General features: G+C 36.5%; 23 protein-coding genes. 18 read left to right on the forward strand and 5 right to left on the reverse strand.

Annotated elements, in window-relative coordinates; all coding sequences use genetic code 11:
• The first annotated feature begins 8 nt into the window (after window positions 1–8).
• Window positions 9–746: an EAL domain-containing protein gene (locus AC3G7N_RS00420; protein ID WP_489420157.1), complete on the forward strand. Its 738-nt coding sequence runs from the start codon at window positions 9–11 to the stop codon at window positions 744–746.
• A 58-nt stretch (window positions 747–804) separates the two neighbouring features.
• A complete protein-coding gene (locus AC3G7N_RS00425) occupies window positions 805–1,440 on the forward strand; it encodes a response regulator transcription factor (protein ID WP_489420158.1) in 636 nt (211 codons plus the stop codon).
• 239 nt (window positions 1,441–1,679) lie between these two features.
• On the opposite strand, the gene AC3G7N_RS00430 is transcribed toward AC3G7N_RS00425, so the two are convergent.
• A complete protein-coding gene (locus AC3G7N_RS00430) occupies window positions 1,680–2,069 on the reverse strand; it encodes an RNase H family protein (protein WP_489420159.1) in 390 nt (129 codons plus the stop codon).
• Window positions 2,070–2,390: 321 nt separating this feature from the next.
• Here AC3G7N_RS00430 and AC3G7N_RS00435 point away from each other — a divergent pair, with 321 nt between their 5' ends.
• Genes AC3G7N_RS00435 through AC3G7N_RS00465 form a run of 7 tightly spaced genes read left to right on the forward strand, consistent with a single transcriptional unit; the run spans window position 2,391 to window position 8,179 of the window.
• On the forward strand, window positions 2,391–3,059 hold the full coding sequence (locus tag AC3G7N_RS00435) for a GntR family transcriptional regulator (protein ID WP_489420160.1): 669 nt from the start codon (window positions 2,391–2,393) through the stop codon (window positions 3,057–3,059).
• 46 nt (window positions 3,060–3,105) lie between these two features.
• Window positions 3,106–3,798, forward strand: a complete 693-nt coding sequence (locus AC3G7N_RS00440) for a DUF2848 family protein (protein ID WP_489420161.1) — start codon at window positions 3,106–3,108, stop codon at window positions 3,796–3,798.
• Window positions 3,799–3,800: 2 nt separating this feature from the next.
• The gene (locus AC3G7N_RS00445) at window positions 3,801–4,598 is read left to right on the forward strand and encodes a carbon-nitrogen family hydrolase (protein WP_489420162.1); all 798 of its coding nucleotides are present in this window, start codon (window positions 3,801–3,803) and stop codon (window positions 4,596–4,598) included.
• 16 nt (window positions 4,599–4,614) lie between these two features.
• A complete protein-coding gene (locus AC3G7N_RS00450) occupies window positions 4,615–5,610 on the forward strand; it encodes a TRAP transporter substrate-binding protein (protein WP_489420163.1) in 996 nt (331 codons plus the stop codon).
• A gap of 56 nt (window positions 5,611–5,666) precedes the next feature.
• Window positions 5,667–6,125 (forward strand): TRAP transporter small permease, encoded by a 459-nt coding sequence (locus AC3G7N_RS00455; protein WP_489420164.1) that lies wholly within the window; start codon window positions 5,667–5,669, stop codon window positions 6,123–6,125.
• On the forward strand, window positions 6,122–7,396 hold the full coding sequence (locus AC3G7N_RS00460) for a TRAP transporter large permease (RefSeq protein ID WP_489420165.1): 1,275 nt from the start codon (window positions 6,122–6,124) through the stop codon (window positions 7,394–7,396). Before AC3G7N_RS00455 ends, AC3G7N_RS00460 begins: the two co-directional genes overlap by 4 nt.
• 15 nt (window positions 7,397–7,411) lie before the next feature.
• Window positions 7,412–8,179 (forward strand): putative hydro-lyase, encoded by a 768-nt coding sequence (locus AC3G7N_RS00465; protein WP_489420166.1) that lies wholly within the window; start codon window positions 7,412–7,414, stop codon window positions 8,177–8,179.
• Window positions 8,180–8,291: 112 nt separating this feature from the next.
• Here the strand turns inward: AC3G7N_RS00465 and AC3G7N_RS00470 are convergent, their stop codons facing one another.
• The 4 genes from AC3G7N_RS00470 to AC3G7N_RS00485 are packed head-to-tail and all read right to left on the reverse strand — an operon-like array spanning window position 8,292 to window position 12,910.
• Window positions 8,292–9,863, reverse strand: coding sequence for a hydantoinase/oxoprolinase N-terminal domain-containing protein (locus AC3G7N_RS00470; protein WP_489420167.1), 1,572 nt, complete (start codon window positions 9,861–9,863; stop codon window positions 8,292–8,294).
• Window position 9,864: 1 nt separating this feature from the next.
• Window positions 9,865–10,956: an S-methyl thiohydantoin desulfurase family protein gene (locus AC3G7N_RS00475; RefSeq protein WP_489420168.1), complete on the reverse strand. Its 1,092-nt coding sequence runs from the start codon at window positions 10,954–10,956 to the stop codon at window positions 9,865–9,867.
• On the reverse strand, window positions 10,953–12,290 hold the full coding sequence (locus tag AC3G7N_RS00480; protein ID WP_489420169.1) for a purine-cytosine permease family protein: 1,338 nt from the start codon (window positions 12,288–12,290) through the stop codon (window positions 10,953–10,955). Before AC3G7N_RS00480 ends, AC3G7N_RS00475 begins: the two co-directional genes overlap by 4 nt.
• Window positions 12,291–12,319: 29 nt before the next feature.
• Window positions 12,320–12,910 (reverse strand): TetR/AcrR family transcriptional regulator, encoded by a 591-nt coding sequence (locus AC3G7N_RS00485; protein WP_489420170.1) that lies wholly within the window; start codon window positions 12,908–12,910, stop codon window positions 12,320–12,322.
• A gap of 267 nt (window positions 12,911–13,177) precedes the next feature.
• Here AC3G7N_RS00485 and AC3G7N_RS00490 point away from each other — a divergent pair, with 267 nt between their 5' ends.
• The 9 genes from AC3G7N_RS00490 to AC3G7N_RS00530 all read left to right on the forward strand — a co-directional run bounded on the left by AC3G7N_RS00490 (window position 13,178) and on the right by AC3G7N_RS00530 (window position 24,929).
• Window positions 13,178–15,100, forward strand: a complete 1,923-nt coding sequence (locus tag AC3G7N_RS00490; protein ID WP_489420171.1) for a BglG family transcription antiterminator — start codon at window positions 13,178–13,180, stop codon at window positions 15,098–15,100.
• A 107-nt stretch (window positions 15,101–15,207) separates the two neighbouring features.
• A complete protein-coding gene (locus AC3G7N_RS00495; protein WP_489420172.1) occupies window positions 15,208–17,151 on the forward strand; it encodes a fructose-specific PTS transporter subunit EIIC in 1,944 nt (647 codons plus the stop codon).
• Window positions 17,152–17,219: 68 nt separating this feature from the next.
• Window positions 17,220–17,459, forward strand: coding sequence for a hypothetical protein (locus tag AC3G7N_RS00500; RefSeq protein ID WP_489420173.1), 240 nt, complete (start codon window positions 17,220–17,222; stop codon window positions 17,457–17,459).
• 195 nt (window positions 17,460–17,654) lie between these two features.
• Window positions 17,655–18,644 (forward strand): substrate-binding domain-containing protein, encoded by a 990-nt coding sequence (locus AC3G7N_RS00505; RefSeq protein ID WP_489420174.1) that lies wholly within the window; start codon window positions 17,655–17,657, stop codon window positions 18,642–18,644.
• Window positions 18,641–20,095, forward strand: coding sequence for a sensor histidine kinase (locus tag AC3G7N_RS00510; protein ID WP_489420175.1), 1,455 nt, complete (start codon window positions 18,641–18,643; stop codon window positions 20,093–20,095). Before AC3G7N_RS00505 ends, AC3G7N_RS00510 begins: the two co-directional genes overlap by 4 nt.
• 40 nt (window positions 20,096–20,135) lie before the next feature.
• Entirely contained in the window at window positions 20,136–21,560 is a 1,425-nt protein-coding gene (locus tag AC3G7N_RS00515; RefSeq protein ID WP_489420176.1) for a response regulator, read from the forward strand.
• Between the two features lie 90 nt (window positions 21,561–21,650).
• Window positions 21,651–22,946: an ABC transporter substrate-binding protein gene (locus tag AC3G7N_RS00520; protein WP_489420322.1), complete on the forward strand. Its 1,296-nt coding sequence runs from the start codon at window positions 21,651–21,653 to the stop codon at window positions 22,944–22,946.
• Window positions 22,947–23,169: 223 nt separating this feature from the next.
• Window positions 23,170–24,108: a carbohydrate ABC transporter permease gene (locus AC3G7N_RS00525; RefSeq protein WP_489420177.1), complete on the forward strand. Its 939-nt coding sequence runs from the start codon at window positions 23,170–23,172 to the stop codon at window positions 24,106–24,108.
• A gap of 68 nt (window positions 24,109–24,176) precedes the next feature.
• Window positions 24,177–24,929 (forward strand): carbohydrate ABC transporter permease, encoded by a 753-nt coding sequence (locus AC3G7N_RS00530; protein ID WP_489420323.1) that lies wholly within the window; start codon window positions 24,177–24,179, stop codon window positions 24,927–24,929.
• The last annotated feature ends 219 nt before the right edge of the window (window positions 24,930–25,148 follow it).

Genomic DNA, 25,148 nt, shown 5'->3' on the forward strand with positions numbered 1-25,148 from the left:
CGAATAAAATGGAAAATCCACAATGGAAGACGTTGATTAAAGAATCCAATTTTCATCACATCGTACAACCTATTATGGACATGTCAAATGATGAAGTACATGGTTATGAAGTTTTACTTCGCTCACATGGTTTTCGGAATCCGGAATTATTATTTAAGTATGCAATGGAACAAAATCAGCTATTTGATTTGGATATGAAAGCAATTTCAAAAGCTTTTCAAACTTTCAAACTGGACACATCAGATTTAGGTGATAAATATTTATTCATTAACATATTTCCATCTACACTAATTAATCCAGATTTTCATTATAATTTACAACGTATTATATTAACTATAAATTTCCAACCAGGAACAATCGTGTTTGAAATAAATGAAGCAGAAAAGGTACCCGATTTAATTGTTATGAAAGAAGTTATCTCAGACTTGCAGAAACAAGGTTTTTTAATTGCTCTTGATGATATTGGAAAAGGTGAATCAACGCTACAATCTATTGTAGAACTTGAACCAAACATTGCAAAGATTGATCGCTACTTTGCAAAAGGCCTATCCAATTCACTTCCAAAACAAAAGATAATCAGGATGATGTTACAACTTTTTGGGAATGAGATTACGATGATTCTAGAAGGCTTTGAATGTGAAGCAGACTTTTTGAAGGCGAAAGAGTTGGGTGTTCCTTATGGTCAGGGATTCTTTCTGGGTAGGCCTCAATCATTAAGTTATTATGAAAAGGTGGATTCGCTGTAACGTTATGCGCTACTACTTGAAAGATAAGATTTAATTTAGAAAGAGGTATCTATTGATAATGAGCAGGATTGCAATAGTTAAAGATCCAGGTATACTTCGAGAAGGAATTTTGAAGGTTTTACAGGATAAGTTACCTAATCATAATTTTGCAGTATATAGTACGACACAACTAGATTTACTTTATCAAGAAATCTATATAGCAGACCTACTTATCATTGATATGGATACAGCCATAGATATATCAAAAATAATTAATTTTTACACAACGGCTCATATAAAAATTGCTGCCTGGGCTTCTGATATAGAAAGTGATTACTTAACTAAGTTATTTAAACTAGGTTTACATGGTTATTTTTATCATGGAATGGGGACAAATGAATTATTATTTGCAATAAAAAGTATGCTGAATGGGGGGAAATATATTCACCCATATTTGGCACCAACTCTTTTAAACGATTATATAAGAGTTACAGGCAAGGTGTTCATTCGGCCTAGCAAAATTTTAACAGGACGAGAATGGGAAGTATTGGAGCAAATAGTGGAGGGCGCAAGTAACGAGGATATCGCTGATAATCTATTCATATCACCAACAACTGTCAAAAACCACATTGGATCAATTTTCAGGAAATTAAATGTGACGGATAGGACAAATGCCGCTTTATTAGCAATTAGGAATAATTGGATTGAAGCGTAGGTTGGTTTGGTGCCTGTCAATTCCCGCTCATACGTTTTTAGCCTACTGTAAAAATAAACAAAAAATCACAGGAGTACAATCCTGATTGTCTCCTGCTGATCCATTTTAACGACACCCAAGCTAAGGTGGTGTGAAGTGTTTAGGGTTATCCACCCTTCCTGACTAGGTGTTATCTTTTGTATACTTTTTCCGGTGTATGTTTCGGTGATCTTATAATATGAGAATTGCCTACATATTTATTACTGCATTCGAATGGCTTCTCTTGCTAGCCGATCCGCATGGTTATTACTCTTTTCAGGTATCCATTTGATAAAAAAGAATGGAAAGTTGTTTGCTTCTTCTCTGATTGTTTCAAGCAAGGGAAGAAAGGTTTGGTTTTTTGTGAGATTCTTTTCAATCACATCTACTACTAGCTTTGAATCCGACCTAAAGGACAGTATTTCACCTGGAAATTGCTCCCTGCAAATTTCCAATGCTTTCACAACAGCATGAAATTCAGCTTCATGGTTAGACATCTCTCCTAATGGAAACGCGTATTCATACTTTTTTCCCCTTGCTTTTATATAAACTCCTGCACCACTAATTCCCGGATTGCCACTTGATGCGCCATCTGTATAGACTTCAATCAATGTCTTGTCTCCTTTTATTGAGGATATATTTCTAGATTATAACAGTTTTATACTGAGGTGTTATTAATACTGTTTATGGTAACACCACCAAAAACATATACAAGTGAAAGTCTACATTGATTCCAATGTAGTTAGCTATCATTCATCAGTCCAACTGGTTGGTTAACCAGTTGGACTTTACATTGGAATGTCTGAATTTATAGATACTAAAACCTATTAATGAACCAGGAATCATAAACCATTTATAATTTTCCGCCTAGTATTGACAATTCTGTGAAGTTTAATGTATTATGTATACATCATACAAGGAGAGGTTAGTATATGGAAAAATTGAGGATACAACCTATTAAAAAAAATAAAACAACAAAAGAAATCGTATATGAAAAACTAAAAACAGCAATTTTAATTGGCTCAATTAATAACCAGGAGATATTAACGGAAACCATGCTTTCTGAAGCATTAGAAACCTCCAGAACTCCTATTAGAGAAGCTGTTGCTGATTTAACAAAAGAAGGTTTATTAGTTCATATACCAAGAAAAGGATTTCACGTTAGAGAAATTACCGAAAATGAAAAAGATCAAATTATTTTCTTGCGATCAGCTATCGAATCAGAAGGATTAACAAAACTTGCTTCAACGGTAACGAAAGAACAGATAGGTGAATTACTAGAAATAGTAGGAAATCAGGAAATTTCAATGAAGGAAGACGATCGCGTAAGGTACATTGAATTAGATCAACTATTTCATCAACAAATATTAGAATTCGCAAATCAAACTATCTTAAGTCAGTTGTTACAGGATATGTACAATCTAACAAGATTAATTGGCCATCATGCTCTTATGAAAGATGGAAGAATGATAGAAGTTTTGAAGGAACACAAGGAAATTATTAAATCGTTAGAAGTAAATGATGGTGACAAAGCAGCTCAATTAATGAGGGACCACTTGGAGATTACAAAAGAAATTGTAAAGACTGTTAAACCAAACTAATTTTTTTAATAATTAAAGAAAGCGCTATCATACGAGGAGGATTATCATGAATACAGAGAAATCACTTTACCCATTTGAAGTGGATGGGGAAGTCAAGAATATTAAAGTAGATTCGGTTTATTGCATTGGTTATACAGGCAGAAACAAAGAAAAAACAATGGAACATATAAAAGAGCTTGCTGAAATTGGTATTCCGGAACCATTAGAAGTTCCAACCTTATTTCCAGTTCGGACAAGCAGTTTAAATCAGGTTAATAAAATTGAAGTTCTTGGTGGAGACACGAGTGGAGAAGCTGAAATTGTATTAATTTTTGGAGATTCAAAAGATGACGTTTTCCTAAGTGTGGGTAGTGACCATACTGATCGCTCGTTAGAGGCTGTTGATATTAATAAGTCAAAACAAGTTTGTGATAAGCCGTGTGCCTCAAAAGCGTGGAAAGTTGAAAGTGTTATAAGTCATTGGGATGAATTAGAGCTCTCCTCGCAAGTTTACACTAATGGTAGTTGGTTGGAATACCAAAAAAATCCGATTTCTTCGATTATCAGTTTAGAAGAAATACAAAACTATCTTCAAAACAAAAAAGTGGAACTAAAAAATAGTGTGATATTTTCTGGTACAGTTCCTTTGCTTAACGGATTTAAGTATGGCGATAAGTTTAAAATGCAACTAACTGATCCAGTTAATAGTGCGTATATTGATACTTATTATGATATCAAAGACATTTCGGTAGGGGGGTAGTCATGAAGTATTCCATATATCAAATGAATATAGTACCTGGGAATCCAAGCGAAAACAGACGTAACGTACAAGAGTGGATGGAGGAGGAGGTGAAGAAAAGTAATCCCGATACAATCGTTTTGCCGGAATTATGGACCACTGCATATACACTTGATTCACTTGAACAATATGCTGATCGACACGGGGAACCGACCAAAAGTTTTTTACAGGAATTAGCAAAAAAACTCCATGTAAACATAATTGGTGGTTCAGTTGCAAATAAAGTTGATGGTGAGTTTTACAATTCTTCTTTTGTTTATAACCGATCAGGAGAGTTAGTTTATGAGTATGACAAAGTTCATCTAGTACCTATGTTAAATGAACATAACTTTTTGTCTGGGGGTAAGGCTGTTCCAGAAGTATTTGAGCTTGAGGGAGTCAAAATGGGAGTAATCATATGTTATGATCTGCGTTTTCCAGAAGTGATTCGTTCGCTTGCGTTAGAAGGAGCCCAAGTATTGCATATTGTTGCCGAATGGCCAAGCGCCCGTACCTCTCATTGGAGGTATCTTCAAATTGCAAGAGCTATCGAGAACCAAATGTATGTTGTTTCTTGCAACAGAATTGGGAGTTATGACGGGGTTTCCTTCTGTGGAAAGTCAATGGTAATTGATCCATGGGGAGATATTTTACTAGAGGGTTCCGAGTCAAACGAGGAATCGTTACGCGTAGCCTTAGACCTAGAGAAGGTTATTCAAGTAAGAAATAATGTTCCTATATTTTCAAGCAGGGTCCCTCATTTATATAAAAAAGAGAATTAGAAAGGGGAAAATAAAAATGAAAAAGGTAATTACGTTAACAATTGTCGCAATGTTCGTTATAGTTTTGGCTGCTTGTTCAGATTCAAGTTCAGATGAAGGCAATGGGGAAAGTAAGTCTATTAAGTTGGCCCATTCGGGATCTGAAACACATCAGTATCATATTGCTGCTAAAAAGTTCAAGGAATTGGTTGATGAAAAAACAGACGGAGAATTACAAATTGAAATTCATCCTAATGCTACCCTCGGGAGTGAAGCCGATGTCATCGAACAAGTGATAGGGGGATCTGTCGAAATGACAACAGTAGCTGCGGATAGTTCATTCGCAAATACTGTCCCAGAAATGAATGTTTTCGGAATACCATATTTATTCACTGATCGAGAACATGTGTATAGTGTCCTTGACGGTGAGATTGGGAAAGATTTATTAGAATTGACAAGTGAAAATAGCCTTAAGGGGTTGGGATATTGGGAAGTTGGATTTAGACATCTAACAAATAACCAAAGAGAAATTGTTACACCAGCTGATGCGGAAGGATTGAAAATTCGCGTTCAACCTGCTCCTGTATGGGAAGCACACATGAAGGCTATAGGTGCAAGCCCAACACCTGTCGCATTTAATGAATTATATTCGGCTCTTGATCAAGGTGTAGTAGATGGACAGGAAAATCCTTTACCAACTATAAACTCCATGAAATTTTATGAAGTGCAAAAATATGTTTCTCTTACTTCACACACGTATTCACCAGCAATTGTAGTGATGAATGAAAGCTTTTTTGATGGTTTAAGTGAAGATCATAAAAAGGCTGTGCAAAGTGCTGTTAAAGAAACTACAGATTATCAAAGACAATTTCTTGCTGACAAAGAAAAAGAGATTATAGAAACATTAAAGGAAAATGACGTAACCATTACTGAACCTGATCGTGACGCTTTTCGTGAAGCAACTAAAAACGTTAAAGATGCAGTTAGTGAAGAAGTTCCACAAGAGCTCATTGACAGAATCAAAGAACAATAAATAGAGTAGCCCATAATACAAGATTATGGGCTGCTTTTACAAAGGGTTGTGATTCCGTGTTACTTAATAAATTCGATACGTTTCTTGGGAAATTATTAGAGACAATTACAACAATCGCTTTATCGGCAACAGTAATAATTACCTTTTTACAAGTGATCTATCGATATGCCTTGCAGCAACCACTAAGTTGGTCACAAGAGGTTTTAATGATTTGTTTCGTTTATAGCATTCTTTTTGGATCTGCGCTTGCAATAAAAAATAAAGAGCATCTAACTGTTGATTTATACGATAATCCTTCTAAATGGTTTTCTAGAATCCTAAAAACAATAGAGTTTATCGTTGTAGGAGTTTTAATCATTGTGCTTTTATACTATGGGTATGTATTAGTAATGGAAAACTTTGCTTCGGGTCAAATTCTTGGAATTCTTCCAGTGAAAAAAGCTTACGTATACATGGCAGTCCCAATTAGCGCGCTATTCATGCTATACTTCCACATTAAGAAGGTGTTCACATGATTTGGTTAGTTGTATTATTATTTATTCTAATTATTTTAAGAGTTCCGATTGCCTTTGCATTAGGAGCTGTATCTATTTTCGGAATTATGCTAACTGATATCGAGTTATTAATAAATGTGCCAAGAAAGGTTTTTAGTGGGATAGACAATTTCACCCTTGTAGCAGTACCTCTATTTATTCTTGCAGGTGAAATTATGACAAAAGGGGGAATTTCGAAACGTCTAATTGATTTTTCGAAAACTATCGTAGGACCTCTTCCTGGTGGACTAGCTATGGTAGTAGTTCTATCCAGTATATTTTTCTCGGCTTTAACCGGTACAGCAATTGCTGCAGCAGCTGCTATTGGAGGGATGATGATTCCCGCAATGAATAAAGAAGGGTATGATCCCCGTTTTTCAGCAAGTCTTGTGGCTACTTCATCGACAATCGGACCGATCATACCACCTAGTATCGTACTGATTTTGTACGGAGTAATTGCAAGCGTTTCAATAGGTGATTTATTCGTTGCTGGAGTTATCCCAGGTTTATTAATGGGGTTAGGATTAATGGGATACAGTTACTACATCGGTAAGAAAAATAACTATCGATCTAGTGATAGGAAAGCGACCTTTAAAGAGGTAATTGTGGGGGCTAAAGACGCAGTATTGGCATTACTTATGCCGATTATCATAATTGGTGGTATAGTCTCTGGAATTTTCACACCCACTGAATCAGGGGTTGTAGCGGTATTTTATTCATTAGTAATCGGTTTATTTGTTTACAGAGAAATATCGATGAAAGATTTATGGAAAATTATGCTGGATACAGCCAAAACTACTGCAACGATCGTGTTTCTAATTGGAACAGCATCTTTATTTATATGGTTTTTATCTTTTAACCAAATACCAAACCAGTTAATAGAATTAATGGGCCCTGTATCTGATAATCCTATTATTTTATTACTTGTAATAAATATAGTTTTACTAATTTCCGGTACTTTTATAGATACGATAAGCGCTGTTTCTATATTTACTCCGCTGTTCTTACCATTGGTTTTAGCAGCTGGTATAGACCCAGTTCATTTTGGAATTGTGTTAGCAGTTAACCTAACTATTGGTATGGTTACGCCACCATTAGGTGTATGTTTATTTGTTACATCATCGATCGCAAAGATAAAAGTACCAAAGATGTTTAAATACTTGTTTCCACAGGTGGCAATATTGATTATTGTTCTAATACTCGTTACTTATTTACCAGAACTGATTTTATTCCCTGTAGGACTACTTGAATAGATAAGGGGAGATGGTATGAACCCGAGCAATCAGAGACTACTGTATCGCAAAAACCTGGATGCCAACACGACGTCTGGTCTATGCAATGATTATTTACAGGCAAACCTTATTACACTGCCAAAACAATATGCGTTTGAATTTCTGCTATTCTGTCAGAGGAATCCGAAGTCGTGTCCTTTGATAGATGTTCTGGAAGCTGGCAATGTCACTCCAACCATAGCTGATGCGGATATTCGAACGGACATTCCTAAATACAGGGTTTATGAGAATGGGGTTTTTAGTAAAGAAGTTTTGGATATTTGTGATGTATGGGAGGATGACTTTGTTAGTTTTCTAATTGGTTGTAGTTTTACATTTGAAAAGGCGCTTAAGCAAGCTGGAATTCGAATGCTACACCAAGAACAGAGCAAAGTAGTCCCCATGTTTAAAACGACTATACCTTGTGTCAAAGCCGGTATATTCGAAGGGAATATGGTAGTTAGCATGAGGGCATTAAAGCAAGATGAAGTTAAGACTGCAACAAAAATAACTGAACAGTTTAGTACGTCACACGGCGCCCCTATTCATATAGGAAAACCTGAGGAAATAGGAATCACCAACATTCATTCACCTGACTATGGTGAAAGCGTCACTTTTGATGAAAAAGAAAGGTTACCAGTGTTTTGGCCTTGTGGAGTTACACCTCAAAATGTATGTTTATATGCAAAACCAACTATCATGATTTCACATGCACCAGGGCATATGTTAATTACTGATAGAAAGGAAGAATATACTAGTTTTTGATTTTTGGAGTATCTGCTGCTTCTCGATTGGTGAGAGTGAGCATGCGAGGTCTGTCGGCAGAAAACAAAAAATCAGCAGGAGCACAATCCTAATTGTCTCCTGCTGATTTAGTTTAAGCCAAAGTAGTTTTCTTTAACGAACCGGCTGCCTTTACTCGTATTCTAGTGGCATTGCCAGATAAGTATGCGAGAGGAACATCTTCTAGGTCAACAATTACCAGATCGTCAGGGTCAGCACCTGCAATAATTGCTTCTTCCCGTGCCATGTTTTTCGCCTTTTCTATTGTTTTATCCCGGCCAAGTTCATCCATTGAAAAGATTTTCTCAATTTGACCACTTACTTGTGAAATAGCTGATCCAATTGCATTTGCTACACCAAAGTTATTCGGGCAAATGACCTTGGAAGCCCCTTTTAGTGTATCAGGAAGCAAAATACTTCCACCTCCAACTAAGATAACTGGTATTGGTTCTGCACTTGTTTTCATTTTATCTAGTGCTTCTTCCACCAAGTTCACCATTTTTGCGTATATCTTTCCTAACAAATCAGTATCCAAGTGGGCTACTTTTGATGGATCGCCTAGATTTGCTTTTCCTAATGCAACAACAATGTCAGTGGTAGTTAACGTGTCACCGCCAAAAATGAGTGCTTCTTCTGTTAGTCGATAGCCAACGCTGTCAGGACCAATTTGAAATGAATTATCTTCGTTAACTTGGATAATGGTACCGCCGCCAAGCCCTACAGACATAATATCTGGCATACGAAAGTTTGTACGAACCCCACCGATTTCTACAGCTAGTGATGATTGACGCGGAAATGAATTTGTTAAAACGCCAATATCGGTTGTTGTTCCGCCTACATCGATAACTAACGCGTCGGATAAATTTGTTAGATAGGACGCTCCACGTAAACTGTTTGTTGGTCCACATGCAATGGTTAGGATTGGGTAACGTACCGTATATTCAATTGACATAAGTGTTCCATCATTTTGACCGAAAAAGACTTTCGCATGAATGCCTTCTTCTTTCAATGCATTTACAAATCCATTTGCTGTTGTTCTGGCAACATTAACGATTGCTGCATTCAAAATAGTTGCATTTTCTCTTTCCAAAAGCCCGACATTTCCAATTTCACTCGATAATGAAACGGCTACTTCATCACCAAGAACTTCTTGCAATATTTCAGATGTGCGCTGTTCATGTTCATTTGTTACAGGAGAGAAAACAGATGTTACAGCGATGGAATCTACTTTTCCTTTTACCTCATTTGCAATTCGGTATATATCCGTTTCATCGAGATCGGTGATTTCACGACCATCAAATTCATGACCACCCCGTACAATATACATATATTTTCCTAAAATAGCCTTAAGATCTTCTGGTACGCCAACTAGTGGTTTTATCGCAAGCGTAGCAGGTGCTCCAATACGTATGACTGCAATTTTATTAAGACGTTTTCGCTCGACGATTGCATTTGTACAATGGGTTGTGCCGAGCATCGCATAATCAATATCTCGGGCAGGGACCTTTGAAGAAGCTACTACTTCCTTTAATGCGTTGTATATTCCGCTGCTCACATCAGCAGAAGTAGGAGCTTTCGTTTCTGCAATAACGTTATATGCCTCATCTAAAACGACAGCATCTGTATGTGTTCCACCCACGTCAATTCCAATTCGATAGCTTGTCATTTTATGCTTCCCCCTTGTTTATAAGTTCTTCAATTGGAACAAAGTCGATATCATAACCGAAATATCGGGGACCGGTTGCTTCAATGCCTTTTTCAGTACGCCATTTAGCGTCGCAAGGCAACCCTACAACGACACAACGGGCTCCGTATCGCAATCCTTCTGTAGTAATTGGCATTCCAGTATCCAAATCCAGTACAGCAATTAGATCTGGTGTCATGCATAACGTTTTTTCCTTTGTTTCCGCTAGTAAATGCTCGTTTTGAAACTTTAGGTATAGTTCTTCATTTTGATAGTTTTCCATTCCTTCGATTGTAGCTATACCACGTGCAAAGCCAGTTTCCGTTTTACGGTCGATGTCAGTTACTTTTCCTTTGAACAATGTGTATCCGTTCGTAAGCTTTAGCACCTCGGAAACTGCATCATAATTATTGAGTTTAGCTTCACGAATGGTTTGGCCTATTTTTTCTTCCAGTTGCAGGATATTGTGTATGGCGCTTTGTTTTACTGTTTTTCCATCCATGGGATAAATGGAAAGCATGACAGACCCACCCATTTCGACGGTCGCACTACGAGCAATTCGCTCTGCCCATACATTGTTTATGGTATTAAGTACCGTATTATTTCCTTTTTCATCCGCTAGAACCATTGGTGTAGCAGATACGCCGTCTAAATAAAAAGTTACCATCTGCAGTTCAGGAAAAGCCCTGCCCATTCCATCCGCATCAATAACAGGCAAACCTAACTGTGCAGCTAAGGCAAAAGGTAATAATGAATTTACACCACCTGCTTCGATAGGCATGGTTGCGTAAATTTCTTTACCCATGTATGCCTGTAATGCTTTAAAAGCTCCAACGGCTTCTTCTCCACTCGGAATTTTTTCGATCATAACAGTCGGAGCTCCCATCATTGCAGATGGAACTACAAGTGCATCGTCAGGTACTTCATCAACGGATAATAACGTAATAGGTCCATTTTCTTCAATAGCTTGTAATGCCATTAACTTACCTATATAAGGATCTCCGCCACCACCGGTACCCAAAAGAGCAGCACCAATTGCGATATCTTCTATTTCTTGCTTACCTATTAATCTCATGAAACTTTTCCCCCTTTAATGTTTGGTTTCGTAATCGATCCCTTATTCGTACGATTAATTAATTTCCCCATGACAAGCTGTAATCCGAAAGCAACTAGAAATGCGTCAAGGCCTGATGCGCCTGTTAGCGTAAACAAACCAAATCCATTTGGGGCAGGTATAGTCATAAATGCTACTAGTGCAGCTATTACCCAAACACTAACACCAACTACCTCCACATTTTTTGTTTCTCCGAGCTTTTCAAAACTATATTTTTTGCGGTTAACCATGAAATCTGCCACGTATATGCCCCCAATAGGAGGAATTAAGGCACTTAAGAAATTCAAGAATGGAATGAAATTTTCATATATACCAGCGACTGCCATTCCCGTGCCGATAACACCGGCTATAACCGTTAATATAGACTTGGGAATTTTTTGGAAAATTACGGAGAATCCAAGTGCAGAAGAATATAGATTGTTATCATTTGTTGTCCACTGCGCCAGTATTAAAACGAGCAGTGCAGCCGTTCCCCAACCGAGACCGAGCATAATCTCAACGATATCAACTTGAGTTGTTGCTTTTGCTAGAACTACAGCAATAATTAAAACAATACTAAACCCTACAAAATATGCCATGAAAGATGAGATGATTGCATCTTTAGTAGAACGTGCATACCGGGAAATATCCGGTCCGATAATAGCACCTATTGCAAGTGAACCAATGATTAATGAAATTGCAGTTCCAAGTGTTAGTGGATCTCCAAGAATAGGTGCATTAATTACTTCTCCAAGGTTATTACTACTCATTACTTTTATTAGAGAACTAATTAACAAAATTCCCAATAAAGGTACTGCCAGTAAACTTAACTTTTCAATCGCTTTATACCCGATAAATGCTGTTGTAGTCATTAATAGTCCACCAACGAGAACTAGAATAAGTGGAGGAATATTAATAGTTAAACCATCAATTAAAATATTGTGTAAGCTTGCTCCGAATAAATCAAGCTGAACACCAAACCATCCAAATAAGGCAATTGCGATAATAATTGAAACCGCATAAGATCCATACTTTCCTAAAGCAAATCTAGAAACGAGGGCTGTTGACAAACCTGTCTTCGCTCCCACAACACAGCATAGCGCACTGAGTACAGCCAAAATGAATGAACCGACAAATGAAGCTATAATGGCTTGAGAAAATGATAATCCAGCCCCCAATGCCCCTCCAAGAACAATCGCCGATAATGCTACAATTGCTCCCATCCAGACAAATGATAGTTTCACCCATCCTTTTCGTTTATCTTGTGGTATCGGTTCAAGTTCATAATCTTTAACTAGACTAAATCGATTTTTCATTTTCTATTCCTCCCAACTCTTCCTATAAACTATGTTGTATATTTTTCTTCAAGCTCCAAAAATAAGGTATGAATCATTTGATCAGCCAATTCCACGTGCTCGGTAAAATCCTTGCCTTCATACAATTTAATCCCCCAAAAAACACCATTCCCGATGAGAATCCATTGCTTAATCACACGATCCACTTCAGATGATGGCATCAGTGGGTAGCTTTTTTTTAAGGCAGATTCCAGTGATTTTACAAGCCAATCATTGATGCTTAACATGTAGTTATTCAGGTACTCATTAATTTCTGGTATAGGTGATGTGACGAGAGAGATATATGCAGTTGTGCGCTGTTCATTTCCCTTATGGTGAGCAACAATACCATGAAGCAAAGCAGAGAAAATGTGATTAACAGGGCTGCCTTTATTGTCGTTTAAAACCCTCTCCATTTGACTGAAATGATCATCTAGTAATTGTTGAAAAGCTGCGATAAATAATTTTTCCTTATTTTCATAGAAAAAATAAATGGATGCAGGTTTTATTCCAACCTCTGTTGCAATTTTTCTCATCGTTGCACCGTGATAGCCATGTGTAGAATACTGATGTAAAGCTGCATCGATTAGTTTCTCTTTCAACTATTTTCACCACCTAACGATTGTTAGGTTGATTATAAAAGCATATTGTATAGAAGTCAATGTATTTTTTGATAATTCTATGTAGGGTGAATGTTTTGGTTTTATTTTGGAGGGGTGGATTGGGTTAGTGCCTGTCACTTCCCGTTTTTTGTCGAATGTTGTCGAATGAGGTTTTTAAGCTGAAAAGTCTTCTTAGCTCTGAAGCAAATCTAATGGTAAGATATAGCATAACAATAAATTTCGATCGGAAAATGAGTGGGTGTAACCATGAATGATAGACAAAAGGAACTATTACATATTTTACTGGTAGATCATAACGTAGCTTTGCTCGTACAGGATCTGTCTGAGCGGCTTCATTGTTCGGAGAAAACAGTACGTAATGATCTGAAACATATTGAGGAATTTATAACTCCATATCCGAGCGCAAGCCTTATTCGCAAACCGGGTCTAGGTGTGTATCTTGAAATAGATTCTGGAGAACGGTCACAGTTATTTCAGTTACTTCTTTCTAAAGGATCAAAATCAGAGGAAGAGCGGATCATGGAAATGGCTTATCAGTTATTGGTCAGTGATAAACCAATCAGCTTGCAACGATTCGCTGAGCAATACTATATTCATAAGACAGCTATTAAAAAGGATTTGGAGAAAGTTACGAAATGGCTGGATCGTTTTGATCTAATACTCGTGTCAAAACAGCGACTGGGAAATATGATTACGGGTACGGAATTGAATAAACGCAGTGCACTAGCACATTTATCACAGCTTATTCCTCCTGTTCTGGGTAATATGAATTATGTAATCGATTTATTTTTGCCATATGAAATAACCACCGTTAAAAAGGCATTAACGGATTTACAGCATAATTATTCTGTTGCATTTACGGATGGAGCAATGGAAAGCCTTCTTGTCCATGCACTTATCATGATCAAACGAACGCGGCAACGATCAACTGTGTCCATACCTGATTCAAAGAAGGAATCGATCTATCAAACCAGTGAATATCGCTACACGAAAGGCTTTCTAGACCAATTGGAATCTGCATTTCGCCTTTCATTTCCTGAGGAAGAGTTAATCTATTTTACCTGGCATTTAATTAGCTGTAAGAAAACAGACGATCAATCTAGCAGTTTCTTAGGATTAAACGATAATTTAACTAGGATTGTTACGGAAATCACATTGAAGTTAAAGCAATTGACAATGATTAACTTTGAGGAAGATTCAGTGTTAATGGAGGGGCTAACGGTCCACCTGGATACTGTCATAAACCGGTTAACTTATGGTTTTCCAATTACGAATCCGCTTCTATCCGATATTAAGAAGATGTATCCGTACATGTTTAGCATGGTCGTGCTGACTTTAGAGGATATGAATGAATCCTATCATTTACATATCCCAGAAGATGAAGCGGCCTATTTAGTTCTACATTTTCAAGCTTCTATCGAAAGGTTACAGAAAAAGAGAGATAAGAAAAAAAGTGTTCTTATTGTTTGTCACATGGGGATTGGTATGTCACATCTATTGCGGGCAAAGCTTGAACAGACCTATAAAGGTATTACTATTTTAGACTGTGTTGGAAAAACAGAGGTAAGTGAATGTATAAAACATAACAGTGTTGATTTTATTATTTCAACTGTTCCCCTTAAAAACGTAACTGTGTCCCATATCGTCATTTCACCACTTCTAGAAGCAACGGATAAAAATAAATTGGATCAATTCTTTCATCAAGCAGAAAAGAAGGAAACGAACTATCAAGGAAATTCCTATCTTTCTAAATTAATCGATCGGGATTTAATTTATCTGAACGTAGATACGGATCATCGTTTTAAAGTCGTCGAAAAGCTTGCAAATGCGCTTTATCAGAAAGGGTTTGTAGATAAAGAATTTGTCCATAGTACACTTTTTCGTGAAAAAAGTTCAGCCACATCGATTGGAGGGGCAATAGCAATACCTCATGGAAGCCCACACTTGGTAAAACATTCGGCCGTTGTTGTGGCTGTACTAGCAGAACCACTTGAATGGGGAGATGAAATGGTTTCGATTGTTTTTATGCTGGCAGTTTCGAATGAAAGGGATAATCCAACAAAGGAGCTTATTCAGCAAATAGCATCGTTCAGTGAACAGCCAATGCTGGTCGAAGCTATAACAGCAGCAAATGATCCATCTGATATTTTAATCCTCCTTGATAAATAATTCATTTTTACCATAGCTCTGGTAAAAATGAAAATTATTGAATGGACATGCTAGGTATATAATAAAAGAAAGCGTTTGCTTATTATAAAATAGTGGGAGGAAACATCATGAAAATATTAGCTGTTACAGCTTGTCCAGTTGGCATAGCTCATACGTATATGGCTGCTGAAAATTTGCAAAAAGCAGGCAAAGAGATGGGCATTGATATAAAAGTCGAAACACAAGGTTCCATTGGAGTGGAAAATGGACTTACGGAACAAGATATAAAAGAAGCAGATGGCATTATTATCGCAAGTGATAAAGAGGTTTCTAAAGAGCGCTTTATCGGAAAAAAGTTGTTAATAACGGGTGTGCAAGATGGAATTCGACGACCGGAAGAATTAATAAATAGAGTGAAAAGTGGAGAGGTTCCTGTATATAAAGCCGAATTACAATCAGCTGATGAGATAAAGAAAAAGCGTAAAGAAAAGGAAAACCCAATTTATAAACATCTGATGAATGGTGTGTCCTATATGATTCCATTCATCGTAATTGGTGGATTATTGATCGCGGTTGCGTTAACGCTTGGAGGAGAACAGACAGCTGGTGGAATTGTTATCCCAGAGGGTTCATTCTGGAAACAAATTGAAAGTATCGGTGCTGCATCATTTAGCTTTATGGTTCCTATTCTGGCCGGGTTTATCGCGGTAAGTATTGCTGATCGGCCAGGGCTTGCTCCGGGTATAATCGGTGGATTTATTGCGGCAAATGGAAGTTTTTATGGAAGTGAAGCTGGAGCAGGATTTATCGGTGGAATTATCGCAGGTTTCTTAGCTGGCTATGTAACATTGGCAATCAAAAAGATTAAAGTACCTAAAGCAATGCAGCCAGTAATGCCAATCATATTTATTCCGATATTTGCTTCATTAATCGTTGGATTGTTGTTTATATTCGTTGTTGGGGCACCTGTTGCGCAAGTCTTCGAATCATTAACAACATGGCTTGAAGGAATGCAAGGAACAAGTTCTATTCTGTTAGCACTTATTTTAGGAGCGATGATCGCAGTTGACATGGGTGGACCCTTTAATAAAGTAGCCTTTTTATTCGGTGCTGCTATGATTGCAGAAGGAAATTATGAAATAATGGGACCGATTGCCGTTGCTATCTGTATACCACCACTTGGAATGGGTCTAGCTACATTCATCAATAAACGAAAGTATCAATCTGCTGAAAGAGAGACGGGGAAAGCTACATTCACGATGGGTCTGTTTGGAATCACAGAAGGTGCCATCCCATTTGCAGCACAAGATCCGATACGTGTAATTCCAAGCATTATGGTTGGTTCCATGGTTGGATCAGTTATTGCTATGATCGGAAGTGTAGGAAATCGGGTAGCGCACGGTGGACCAATCGTGGCGGTATTAGGTGCTGTCGATAACGTGTTGATGTTCTTTATTGCAGCAATTGTTGGGTCGGTTGTTACTGCAGTGATGGTTAATATGTTGAAAAAAAATAGTAATATAGATGATGCACAGGAAGTTGAATCAGAGGAGAATGAATTAGATTCAGCGGAAGTAGAGGAACAGGTTGAAGCAGAACCAGTAACGATTGAAATTAACAAACTAACGGATATTACGAGCATTGACCTAATCGATACGGATCTGACTGGAAGCAGCCAGGAAGAAGTTATTGATGAGCTGATTCGTAAACTGGATACATTTGATCTATTAAGTTCATCACAGGAATTTAAACAGGCAATTCTAGCTCGAGAAAGTGAAAGTACTACAGGGCTTGGGATGAATATTGCAATTCCACACGGGAAGTCATCAGCAGTTAAACGGCCGGCAGTTGTATTTGGGATCAAACGTGATGGTGTTGATTGGAAAAGCATGGATGGTACTGATGCGAAACTTATTTTTATGATTGCTGTACCGAAAGAAAGTGCTGGAGATGCACACTTGAAAATTTTACAGATGCTATCCCGTAAATTGATGGATGAGAATTTCCGAAATCAGTTACTACATGTTACCTCTAAAGAAGAAGCATATAAACTATTGGAAACGATCAATTAAGAAAGAGAGCATGCGCTCTCTTTTTGGTAAGGGATTATGATAAGATATGAAGAGGTTATTGAGGGGGTTTGTCTGCTAAAAAGCTTGTAGAAGAGAGGTATTTTAGTGTTTATCATTGGAATTTGAATGGTAAAGTGATTAGAAAGTTAGAGCGTGACTTGTGGAAGGTTAGTGTTATAGAGGATAGTGTTCAGATCGAAGTTTTGGATAAAAGCTTTCCAATTAAAAAAGGGGATCATCTATTTTACCCTCCACAAAAGGAGTATGAACTTTCAGGTAATTATGAGTTTATTGCTTCACATACTTAGATTAGAAGGTATTCTCTAGCTGGGAATACCTTTTAATTATTTTTAAACTAGTTTCTTAAGTTAATTTACAATATTGAACAAAACGAATGGTAAGGTATAATTAAGAAATAAGTAGTTGAAAAATTAGGGATATTCTGATGTTCCTGTGTTTTGTTTCGACAAAATATGACAAACTCCGGGTGGTGCCAGGCACGAATGAATCCTAATTCTAAATTGATATTGTATACAATATCTGCTGTCTTTTTCCTTATAAGTGTTGTAGGGATGTTTATTTATGGTTATAAAACGTTTTATATTGAGCCTGAGAAAGTGGTGTCCAAAAGTTATGCTTATCATTTTGCTTTGATTGCAGAAGAGAGTGACAACGATTATTGGAAATTAATAGAGAAAGGCGCTAAAAAAGTAGCACAGGAAAATGGTGTTTATCTAGAATATGTTGCTCCCGAAAAAGCTGACAATAGTGAAATGCTGAAATTATTAGACAGGATGATATCTGCAAAAGTTGATGGGATCATTATACAAGGAGTTGAAGGGCGACGTTTTATTGAATTAGTACACAAAGGAATAGAGCAAGGTATTTCAATCATTACTATTGATACCGATGTGGAAAATAGTGAACGTCAAGTATACGTGGGTACAAATAATTTTTATGCAGGTCAGTTATCGGGTAAGAGTATCATCGAGAATACGACAGGTCCTCAATTTGTAGGAATTGTGACGGGACGATTTGATGCTATAAATCAGCGGGAAAGAATTGCAGGATTCAAACATGCAATCGAATCTATCGATCGGATTCATATAGTCGATAGTAAAGAATCAAATATCACAGAAATAGGTGCAACACAAGCTGCATATTCTTTGCTAAAACAATATCCGGAAATAAATGCTTTAATTGGTACAAGTGCATTGGATGGTATTGGGATTGTTAATGCAGTTAAGGAAATATCACCTAATAAAGAAATATTTATAACTGCTTTTGATGTGTTACCAGAAACCTTAAATCTTGTACGTGCGGGTCTTCTTGATGCAACGATAGCTCAATATCCAGAAAAAATGAGTGCGGATGCTGTAAAGGTAATGATAGAGCTACAAACTAATAAATTTCTAGATCGTAAAAAGTATATTGAGACTAAAATAATTCAAAAACAAGACCTAATTAAAACTCCTGGTGGTGTGAAAAGATGAGAACGATACGAGGAAAGTTGATCGTTTATTTCTTTGTGTTTGTTATCCTTTTTTACGTTACAGCAGTTTCCATTTTCATAAGTTCTAATCAGTTGACGAATACATACCATGAAAGTTTCCAGCGGTTTTTATTGTTAAATTCCATTTCAAAGCAGTCTGAGGAACTATATTCACTTACAAAGACGTATGTGAGAGAACCCAATCAGAAGAATAGTAAGGATTATTATACAACTAGAAAGTTATTAATTTCGGACAAGGAAGCGCTAGGATCGTCTTTTTATACAATAGATAAAATAGAGTTACAAAACTACATTAATTTAATAGAAACCTTTATTCAAGAAAGTGAGTTGACAGTTGGTTTTGTTATCAAAGATGATCTCGAAAAATTCACATACCATTTAGATGAAACAAGAAATGCGTCCAGTTATATACAAGAATTGACTTTGGAGTTAATAAATCTGGAGTTGAATGCTTATCAATCTTTTTACAAAGATATGCAATTGCGTAATCATTCTTTTCTATTGTTTATCATATTTTTATTTATCACAAGTGTAATTCTAGCAATCTTTTTTGCACTTTGGTTTTCAAATGGTATTACACGCCCTTTGAAAAAGTTATCAATTGCTGCAAAAGAAGTATCTAGAGGTGAGTTAGCTGGTGAACCTGTTCAAATTAAATCGAAGGACGAACTAAAGCTGCTAGGCGATACATTTAATAATATGCGGTCGAATATACATGGGCTTGTTGAAGAAATTAAAGAAAAGTCCGAACTAGATCGATTAGTAAAAGAGATGGAATTAAAGCATTTACAAAATCAAATTAATCCACACTTTTTATTTAATACGTTAAACACCTTATCAAAAATGGCATATTTAGAAGAAGCAAAAACAACCTCTAATTTGATTGAATCTGTGGCAACGCTCCTTAGACATAGTTTAGGAGATATTGGCGGTAAAATAACTTTGCGCGATGAAGTAGAAGTGGTCAAAGATTACTTCCTTATTCAAAAAACGCGTTTTTCAGAACGGATTCAATTCAAGCTCGTTATAGATGATTCTTGCTTGGATATTCTAGTTCCACGGTTGACGTTACAACCCCTAGTAGAAAACGCGTTTATTCATGGAATAGAGGAGAAGGAAGATGGAGGAATTATCTCACTACATATCTATCAATCTGAGAAAATGGTTATGGTAGAGGTTAAGGATGATGGGATTGGTATAGAAGCAGATCAAATAGAACAATTACTTTCCTTAACTAACAACTCAAATGAGCATGTAGGTCACTCAACAGGACTTGGCTTAAGCAATGTTATACGGCGGTTACAGCTTTTCTATCAAGAAAAACAAGTAGTAGAAATAGAATCAGAAATTGGTCGCGGGACTACTATTCGGTTGGTAGTACCAAAGGAGAAAAGCGGAAGCGGCTGTTCAGGGAAGTCCACTAGTCGCTAGAGCAAGACAATAAAGCATGATGAAAGGGGGGGAGCCATGTATGCGTATTTTGATCGCAGAGGACGAATTGTTAGAAAGAAAAGCAATGAGAAAGTTCATTGAAGATAACTTTTCTGAGTTGAATGTTATTGGTGAGGCAGAGAATGGTAGAAAAGCAATCACGTTGGCTAAAACGTTATCTCCAGATATAATTTTTATGGATATCAAAATGCCTGGCATAAATGGTCTTGAAGCCATTGCACAGATTAATGCAGTTTCTCCATCCATTAAATTTATTCTAGTTTCCGCCTATGATTCTTTTGACTATGCAAAGCAAGCAATGCGTTTCGGTATAAAAGAGTACATTGTAAAGCCTGGAAAGAAAGATGAAATTGTAAAAGTATTGCTTCGAGTCAAAAAAGAGATAGAAGCGGAAACTGTACAATCTATAGAGAAAGTTCAATCTGACCAACTGCTTAAGGAACGATTTATAACTAAATTAATGCAAAATCCGGTTCATGAAAGTATAGGGGAAACCCAACGTGAATTGTATCCTGATATGAGAAGTGGATTCTTTTTGGTTTTAAGTTTAGAGGGTATAAATGATTTCAATCATCTAGAACAATCTCTTGAAAAATATATTGACTATCCCTATATATCCCTGCAAACAGAGAGCAATTTAACTGTGTGTATGTTTGCTCAAGACGTTCTAGAAAAAGCGGATTTATTAACAATGGCAAGAAAAATACAACTGGGTAGCGATTTATATATTGGGATAGGTTTCCCATACACCCGAATAGATCAACTACCAAAGTCGTATCATGAAGCGTATTCAGCATGTTTCCAGTTAGCAACAGAAAAAAACAGTAAATACGGTTTTTTAAAAGAAAATAAACAACGCAATTATAGTAATGAAGTAGTTTCAACCATCCTTAACGAATTAACAAAGGGAAATAATTTACAAGCAACAGTATGCTTCAGGGAGAATGCCAGCCATTTTACTTTAATGGACAAAGAAAATTTATATATAGAAATTAAAAGCATTTTGTTAAAAAGAGGCATTGTCATGCCTGAAAATTCCATTGGTGCACTGAAATCAACGCAGGACTGGCAAACATTTATTAATATGTGCTGTATAAAGATAAACGAGTATTTTCAATCAAAACAATTTATAGTTCAAGCGAAGAATTATATTCAAAGTCATTATCAATCTGCAATTACATTAGAGGAAACTGCAACTTTTGTAAAGCTAAGTTCCAATTACTTTTCAAACTTGTTTAAGCAGGAATTCGGGGAAACTTTCATTGATTATCTAACAAAAATTCGTCTACAAAAAGCAAAAGAACTAATGGAAGAAAATATTTATTCATTAAAAGAAATTAGTTATATGGTTGGGTATAAAGATCCAAATTATTTTAGTAGAGTGTTTAAAAAGTATTATCATGATTCTCCTAAACGTTTTCAGCAAGAAATCTTTAAAAAGTGAAGAAAATAGTAAAAATGTACAGAAAATTAACTCCATAAATTGGCTAATAATTTTTATAATGAATATGAAAGCGTTGTCAATAAGGGGGATATTCAAGTGAGAAAGTTATTTGGAATATTAGTGTTACTTTCATTAGTACTAGTTATAGCTGCTTGTAGTGATTCATCGGACAAATCAGAAGGAGATACTGGTGGTGAAGGCGAAGAAGCTGCAAGTGGTAAAGTTGAAATTTTTAGTTGGTGGACTGGTGCTGGTGAAGAGGATGGATTACTAGCATTAATTGATTTGTTTAAAGAAGAATACCCGGACATTGAGGTTGAAAATGCGGCTGTTGCTGGGGGCGCTGGAACGAATGCAAAAGCAGTTCTAGCAACTAGAATGCAAGGTGACGACCCACCATCAACATTCCAAGTACATGGTGGTGCGGAATTAAATGAAGGTTGGGTAGCGGCAGAAAAAATGGAACCGCTAGATGATTTTTATAAAGAAAATGAATGGTTGGATAAATTTCCAGAGGAGTTAATCGATTTAGTAAGTTCTGATGGTCATATTTGGTCCGTTCCTGTAGATATTCATCGTGGAAACGTCATTTTTTATAACATGAAAGTGTTTGAAGAAAATGGTGTAGAAGTACCAACAACTTTTGATGAATTTTTCGAAGCAGCAGATAAGTTACAAGCAGCAGGAGTTGTACCATTGGCACTAGGCGATAAAGAATCATGGACAGCAACACAAGTATTCGAAAATGTACTTCTTGGTGTAGTAGGCCCAGATGATTACAAGAAACTTTTCGCTGGAGAAATTGCTCTTGATGATGCACAAGTCGTTGAAGCGGCTGAAAAGTTCAAAAAGATTCTTGAGTATGTGAACGAAGACCATGCATCTCGTAACTGGCAGGATTCTGCTCAACTCGTAGCAAATGGTGAAGCTGCTATGATTAATATGGGTGACTGGGCCAAAGGATATTTTGTAAACGATTTGGAAATGGAAACTAATAAAGACTTTGGTTACTTTGCATTTCCTGATACAGAAGGAGAATTCGTTGTAATTACAGATACATTTGGGTTACCTAAAGGCATCGAAAATCCAAAAGATGTAAAGAAATTCTTAACTCTTCTTGGATCTGTTGAAGGACAGGATGCATTTAATCCATTGAAGGGATCTATTCCAGCGCGTGTGGATGCTGATGTTTCTAAATATGATCAGTATGGTAAAGACACGATTGAGGATTTTAAAAATGCACGATTGGTTCCAAGTCTTGCACATGGTTCAGCTGCGTCAGCAGGATTTTTAACTAAAGTTAACCAGGCAGTAAATATTTTCGTTACACAAGGTGATGTTGATAACTTTATTAACGCATTGAAAAATGCAGCACCAGAAATGTAATAGGTATTGACTTATGAGGCTGCCTCATGCAATTAGGGCAGCCTCTTCTTTATTAGCAAGGAAAGTTTAAGTTTTGGTGCTTATCTGTCTAGCTTCAGCGCCTAGCCCGCCTGAGGTTTTAAGTCAACTCTCAATGCGTGCAAAAAGCACCACATAGAGGTTTGACATAAACATTTCGGGTCTGACCAAGGCGGTTGCACTTTTCTGTTTAGGAGGATTTGATTTGGCAAACGATATTCATGTTAGACGCAAACGAAATTTTTCGAAGGATCAATGGACAGCTGTTGCATTTTTAATCCCATCCTTACTTTTAATCCTACTTTTTGTATATGGTTTTATCGCTTGGACTGGTTATGTTTCATTGAGTAATTGGAATACACTTGTTCCAGACTTTTCATTTGTGGGACTTAAAAATTATATATATCTGTTTCACGATTTCAGGTTTCAAGCTGATTTGAGAAATACAATATTTTTTACAATTTTGTTTATCGGACTTGTTATTATTTTTGGAATGGGGTTAGCCATCTTAATTGATCAAAAGTTAAAAGGTGAGTCTATTTATAGAAATATATTTTTATTCCCGATGGCGTTATCTTTTATCGTTACAGGTGTTGTTTGGCAATGGCTTTTAAACCCATCTACTGGTTTCAATCAATTCTTGAGTGTATTCGGTATTGAGCCCAAATGGTATACAGATACGACCATTTTAGGTGGATTTGAATGGGGGAGTATTGAATTTGGTTTGCCTGTTGCGATAATAGCTGTTGCAATTGCAGCAGTTTGGCAAATGACAGGTTTCTCATTAGCCATGTATTTAGCAGGTTTACGGGGGATCCCGGATGAATTAAGAGAAGCTGCCCGGATGGATGGTGCTACTGAGTTTCAAATCTATTGCAAAGTTATTTTGCCTATGCTCATGCCAATTACTATATCTGTCGTTATAATGATGGCGCATATTTCATTGAAAATTTTCGATTTGATCTACGCAATGACGGGTTCAGGGGCAAATTTCGTTACGGATGTTCCAGGGGTGTATATGTTTGAAACAACTTTCAAAGGTAATTATTACGCGAACGGGGCCGCTATAGCAATCATCATGTTACTTCTAGTCGCGATATTTATTGTTCCGTATTTATGGAATAGTAGAAAGGGTGATAGATAATGGCCGCGTTAAATACAGGAAAAGTAATTAAATATATCATTTTAACCATTTTGGCAATTATTTTTTTAATGCCCATTTATGTCATTATCGTAACGAGTTTAAAGCCAATAGATGAGGTCTCACTTGAACAAATGTGGGCATTACCAACTTCTATTAATTTTAGTTCCTATGCAGAAGCTTTTAAAAACTTGTCACCTAACTTTTTGAACAGTATTTACCTGGTTATTCCTGCAACATTATTGTCTGCATTACTAGGTTCTATGAATGGGTATGTTTTATCAAAATGGAAATTCAAAGGTGCAGACACTATTTTTATCATCATTTTATTTGGTATGTTTATTCCTTACCAAAGTATCTTAATTCCGTTAATACAGTTTTTACGTATAATTGAATTATATGATACAATACCGGGTCTAATTTTAGTTCATGTGATATATGGTTTACCAATTACAACTTTAATGTTCCGTAATTTTTATGCCAGTATACCAGATGAAATGTTAGAAGCGGCTAAAGTAGATGGTGCTAACTTCTTAGGAATCTTTAGGCATGTTATTATACCATTATCAATTACTGGCTTTGTGGTCGTAGCAATCTGGCAATTCACCAATATTTGGAATGAATTTTTATTTGCTGTAACAATAACGACCCCAGAGAACCAACCGATTATGGTTGCATTACAAAATTTATCTGGAAGCCAAATTGTACAGTGGAATGTACAAATGGCAGGAGCTTTAATGGCTGCAATGCCAACCTTGCTCGTCTACATTATTCTCGGAAAGTATTTTGTCCGTGGTCTTTTGGCTGGTTCTGTTAAAGGATAAAAAGGATTATATGAACAATTATTTAAGTTTAGAGGATCCAGAGTAAATTCCAGGATCCTTTAGACTTTTTATTTAGTTTAAAGAATCATGCACCAGGAAAAACAGGTGTGAACATTCGCGAGTGCTTTCAAAAAAAGAAATCTTAAAAAAATGAAGATAACCGTAAAATAATACAGAAAATAATTTGCTGGAATCAACTATAAGACCCCATAATTGTCT

The sequence above is a fragment of the Virgibacillus carmonensis genome (genome assembly GCF_057836705.1).

What these genes read in the sequence shown, in the direction of transcription:
- AC3G7N_RS00420 (WP_489420157.1), top strand. Translation starts at nt 9, where the DNA reads ATGGAAAATCCACAATGGAAGACGTTGATTAAAGAATCCAATTTTCAT.
- AC3G7N_RS00425 (WP_489420158.1), top strand. Translation starts at nt 805, where the DNA reads ATGAGCAGGATTGCAATAGTTAAAGATCCAGGTATACTTCGAGAAGGA.
- AC3G7N_RS00435 (WP_489420160.1), top strand. Translation starts at nt 2,391, where the DNA reads ATGGAAAAATTGAGGATACAACCTATTAAAAAAAATAAAACAACAAAA.
- AC3G7N_RS00440 (WP_489420161.1), top strand. Translation starts at nt 3,106, where the DNA reads ATGAATACAGAGAAATCACTTTACCCATTTGAAGTGGATGGGGAAGTC.
- AC3G7N_RS00445 (WP_489420162.1), top strand. Translation starts at nt 3,801, where the DNA reads ATGAAGTATTCCATATATCAAATGAATATAGTACCTGGGAATCCAAGC.
- AC3G7N_RS00450 (WP_489420163.1), top strand. Translation starts at nt 4,615, where the DNA reads ATGAAAAAGGTAATTACGTTAACAATTGTCGCAATGTTCGTTATAGTT.
- AC3G7N_RS00460 (WP_489420165.1), top strand. Translation starts at nt 6,122, where the DNA reads ATGATTTGGTTAGTTGTATTATTATTTATTCTAATTATTTTAAGAGTT.
- AC3G7N_RS00465 (WP_489420166.1), top strand. Translation starts at nt 7,412, where the DNA reads ATGAACCCGAGCAATCAGAGACTACTGTATCGCAAAAACCTGGATGCC.
- AC3G7N_RS00470 (WP_489420167.1), bottom strand. Translation starts at nt 9,863, where the DNA reads ATGACAAGCTATCGAATTGGAATTGACGTGGGTGGAACACATACAGAT.
- AC3G7N_RS00475 (WP_489420168.1), bottom strand. Translation starts at nt 10,956, where the DNA reads ATGAGATTAATAGGTAAGCAAGAAATAGAAGATATCGCAATTGGTGCT.
- AC3G7N_RS00480 (WP_489420169.1), bottom strand. Translation starts at nt 12,290, where the DNA reads ATGAAAAATCGATTTAGTCTAGTTAAAGATTATGAACTTGAACCGATA.
- AC3G7N_RS00490 (WP_489420171.1), top strand. Translation starts at nt 13,178, where the DNA reads ATGAATGATAGACAAAAGGAACTATTACATATTTTACTGGTAGATCAT.
- AC3G7N_RS00495 (WP_489420172.1), top strand. Translation starts at nt 15,208, where the DNA reads ATGAAAATATTAGCTGTTACAGCTTGTCCAGTTGGCATAGCTCATACG.
- AC3G7N_RS00505 (WP_489420174.1), top strand. Translation starts at nt 17,655, where the DNA reads ATGAATCCTAATTCTAAATTGATATTGTATACAATATCTGCTGTCTTT.
- AC3G7N_RS00510 (WP_489420175.1), top strand. Translation starts at nt 18,641, where the DNA reads ATGAGAACGATACGAGGAAAGTTGATCGTTTATTTCTTTGTGTTTGTT.
- AC3G7N_RS00515 (WP_489420176.1), top strand. Translation starts at nt 20,136, where the DNA reads ATGCGTATTTTGATCGCAGAGGACGAATTGTTAGAAAGAAAAGCAATG.
- AC3G7N_RS00530 (WP_489420323.1), top strand. Translation starts at nt 24,177, where the DNA reads ATGCCCATTTATGTCATTATCGTAACGAGTTTAAAGCCAATAGATGAG.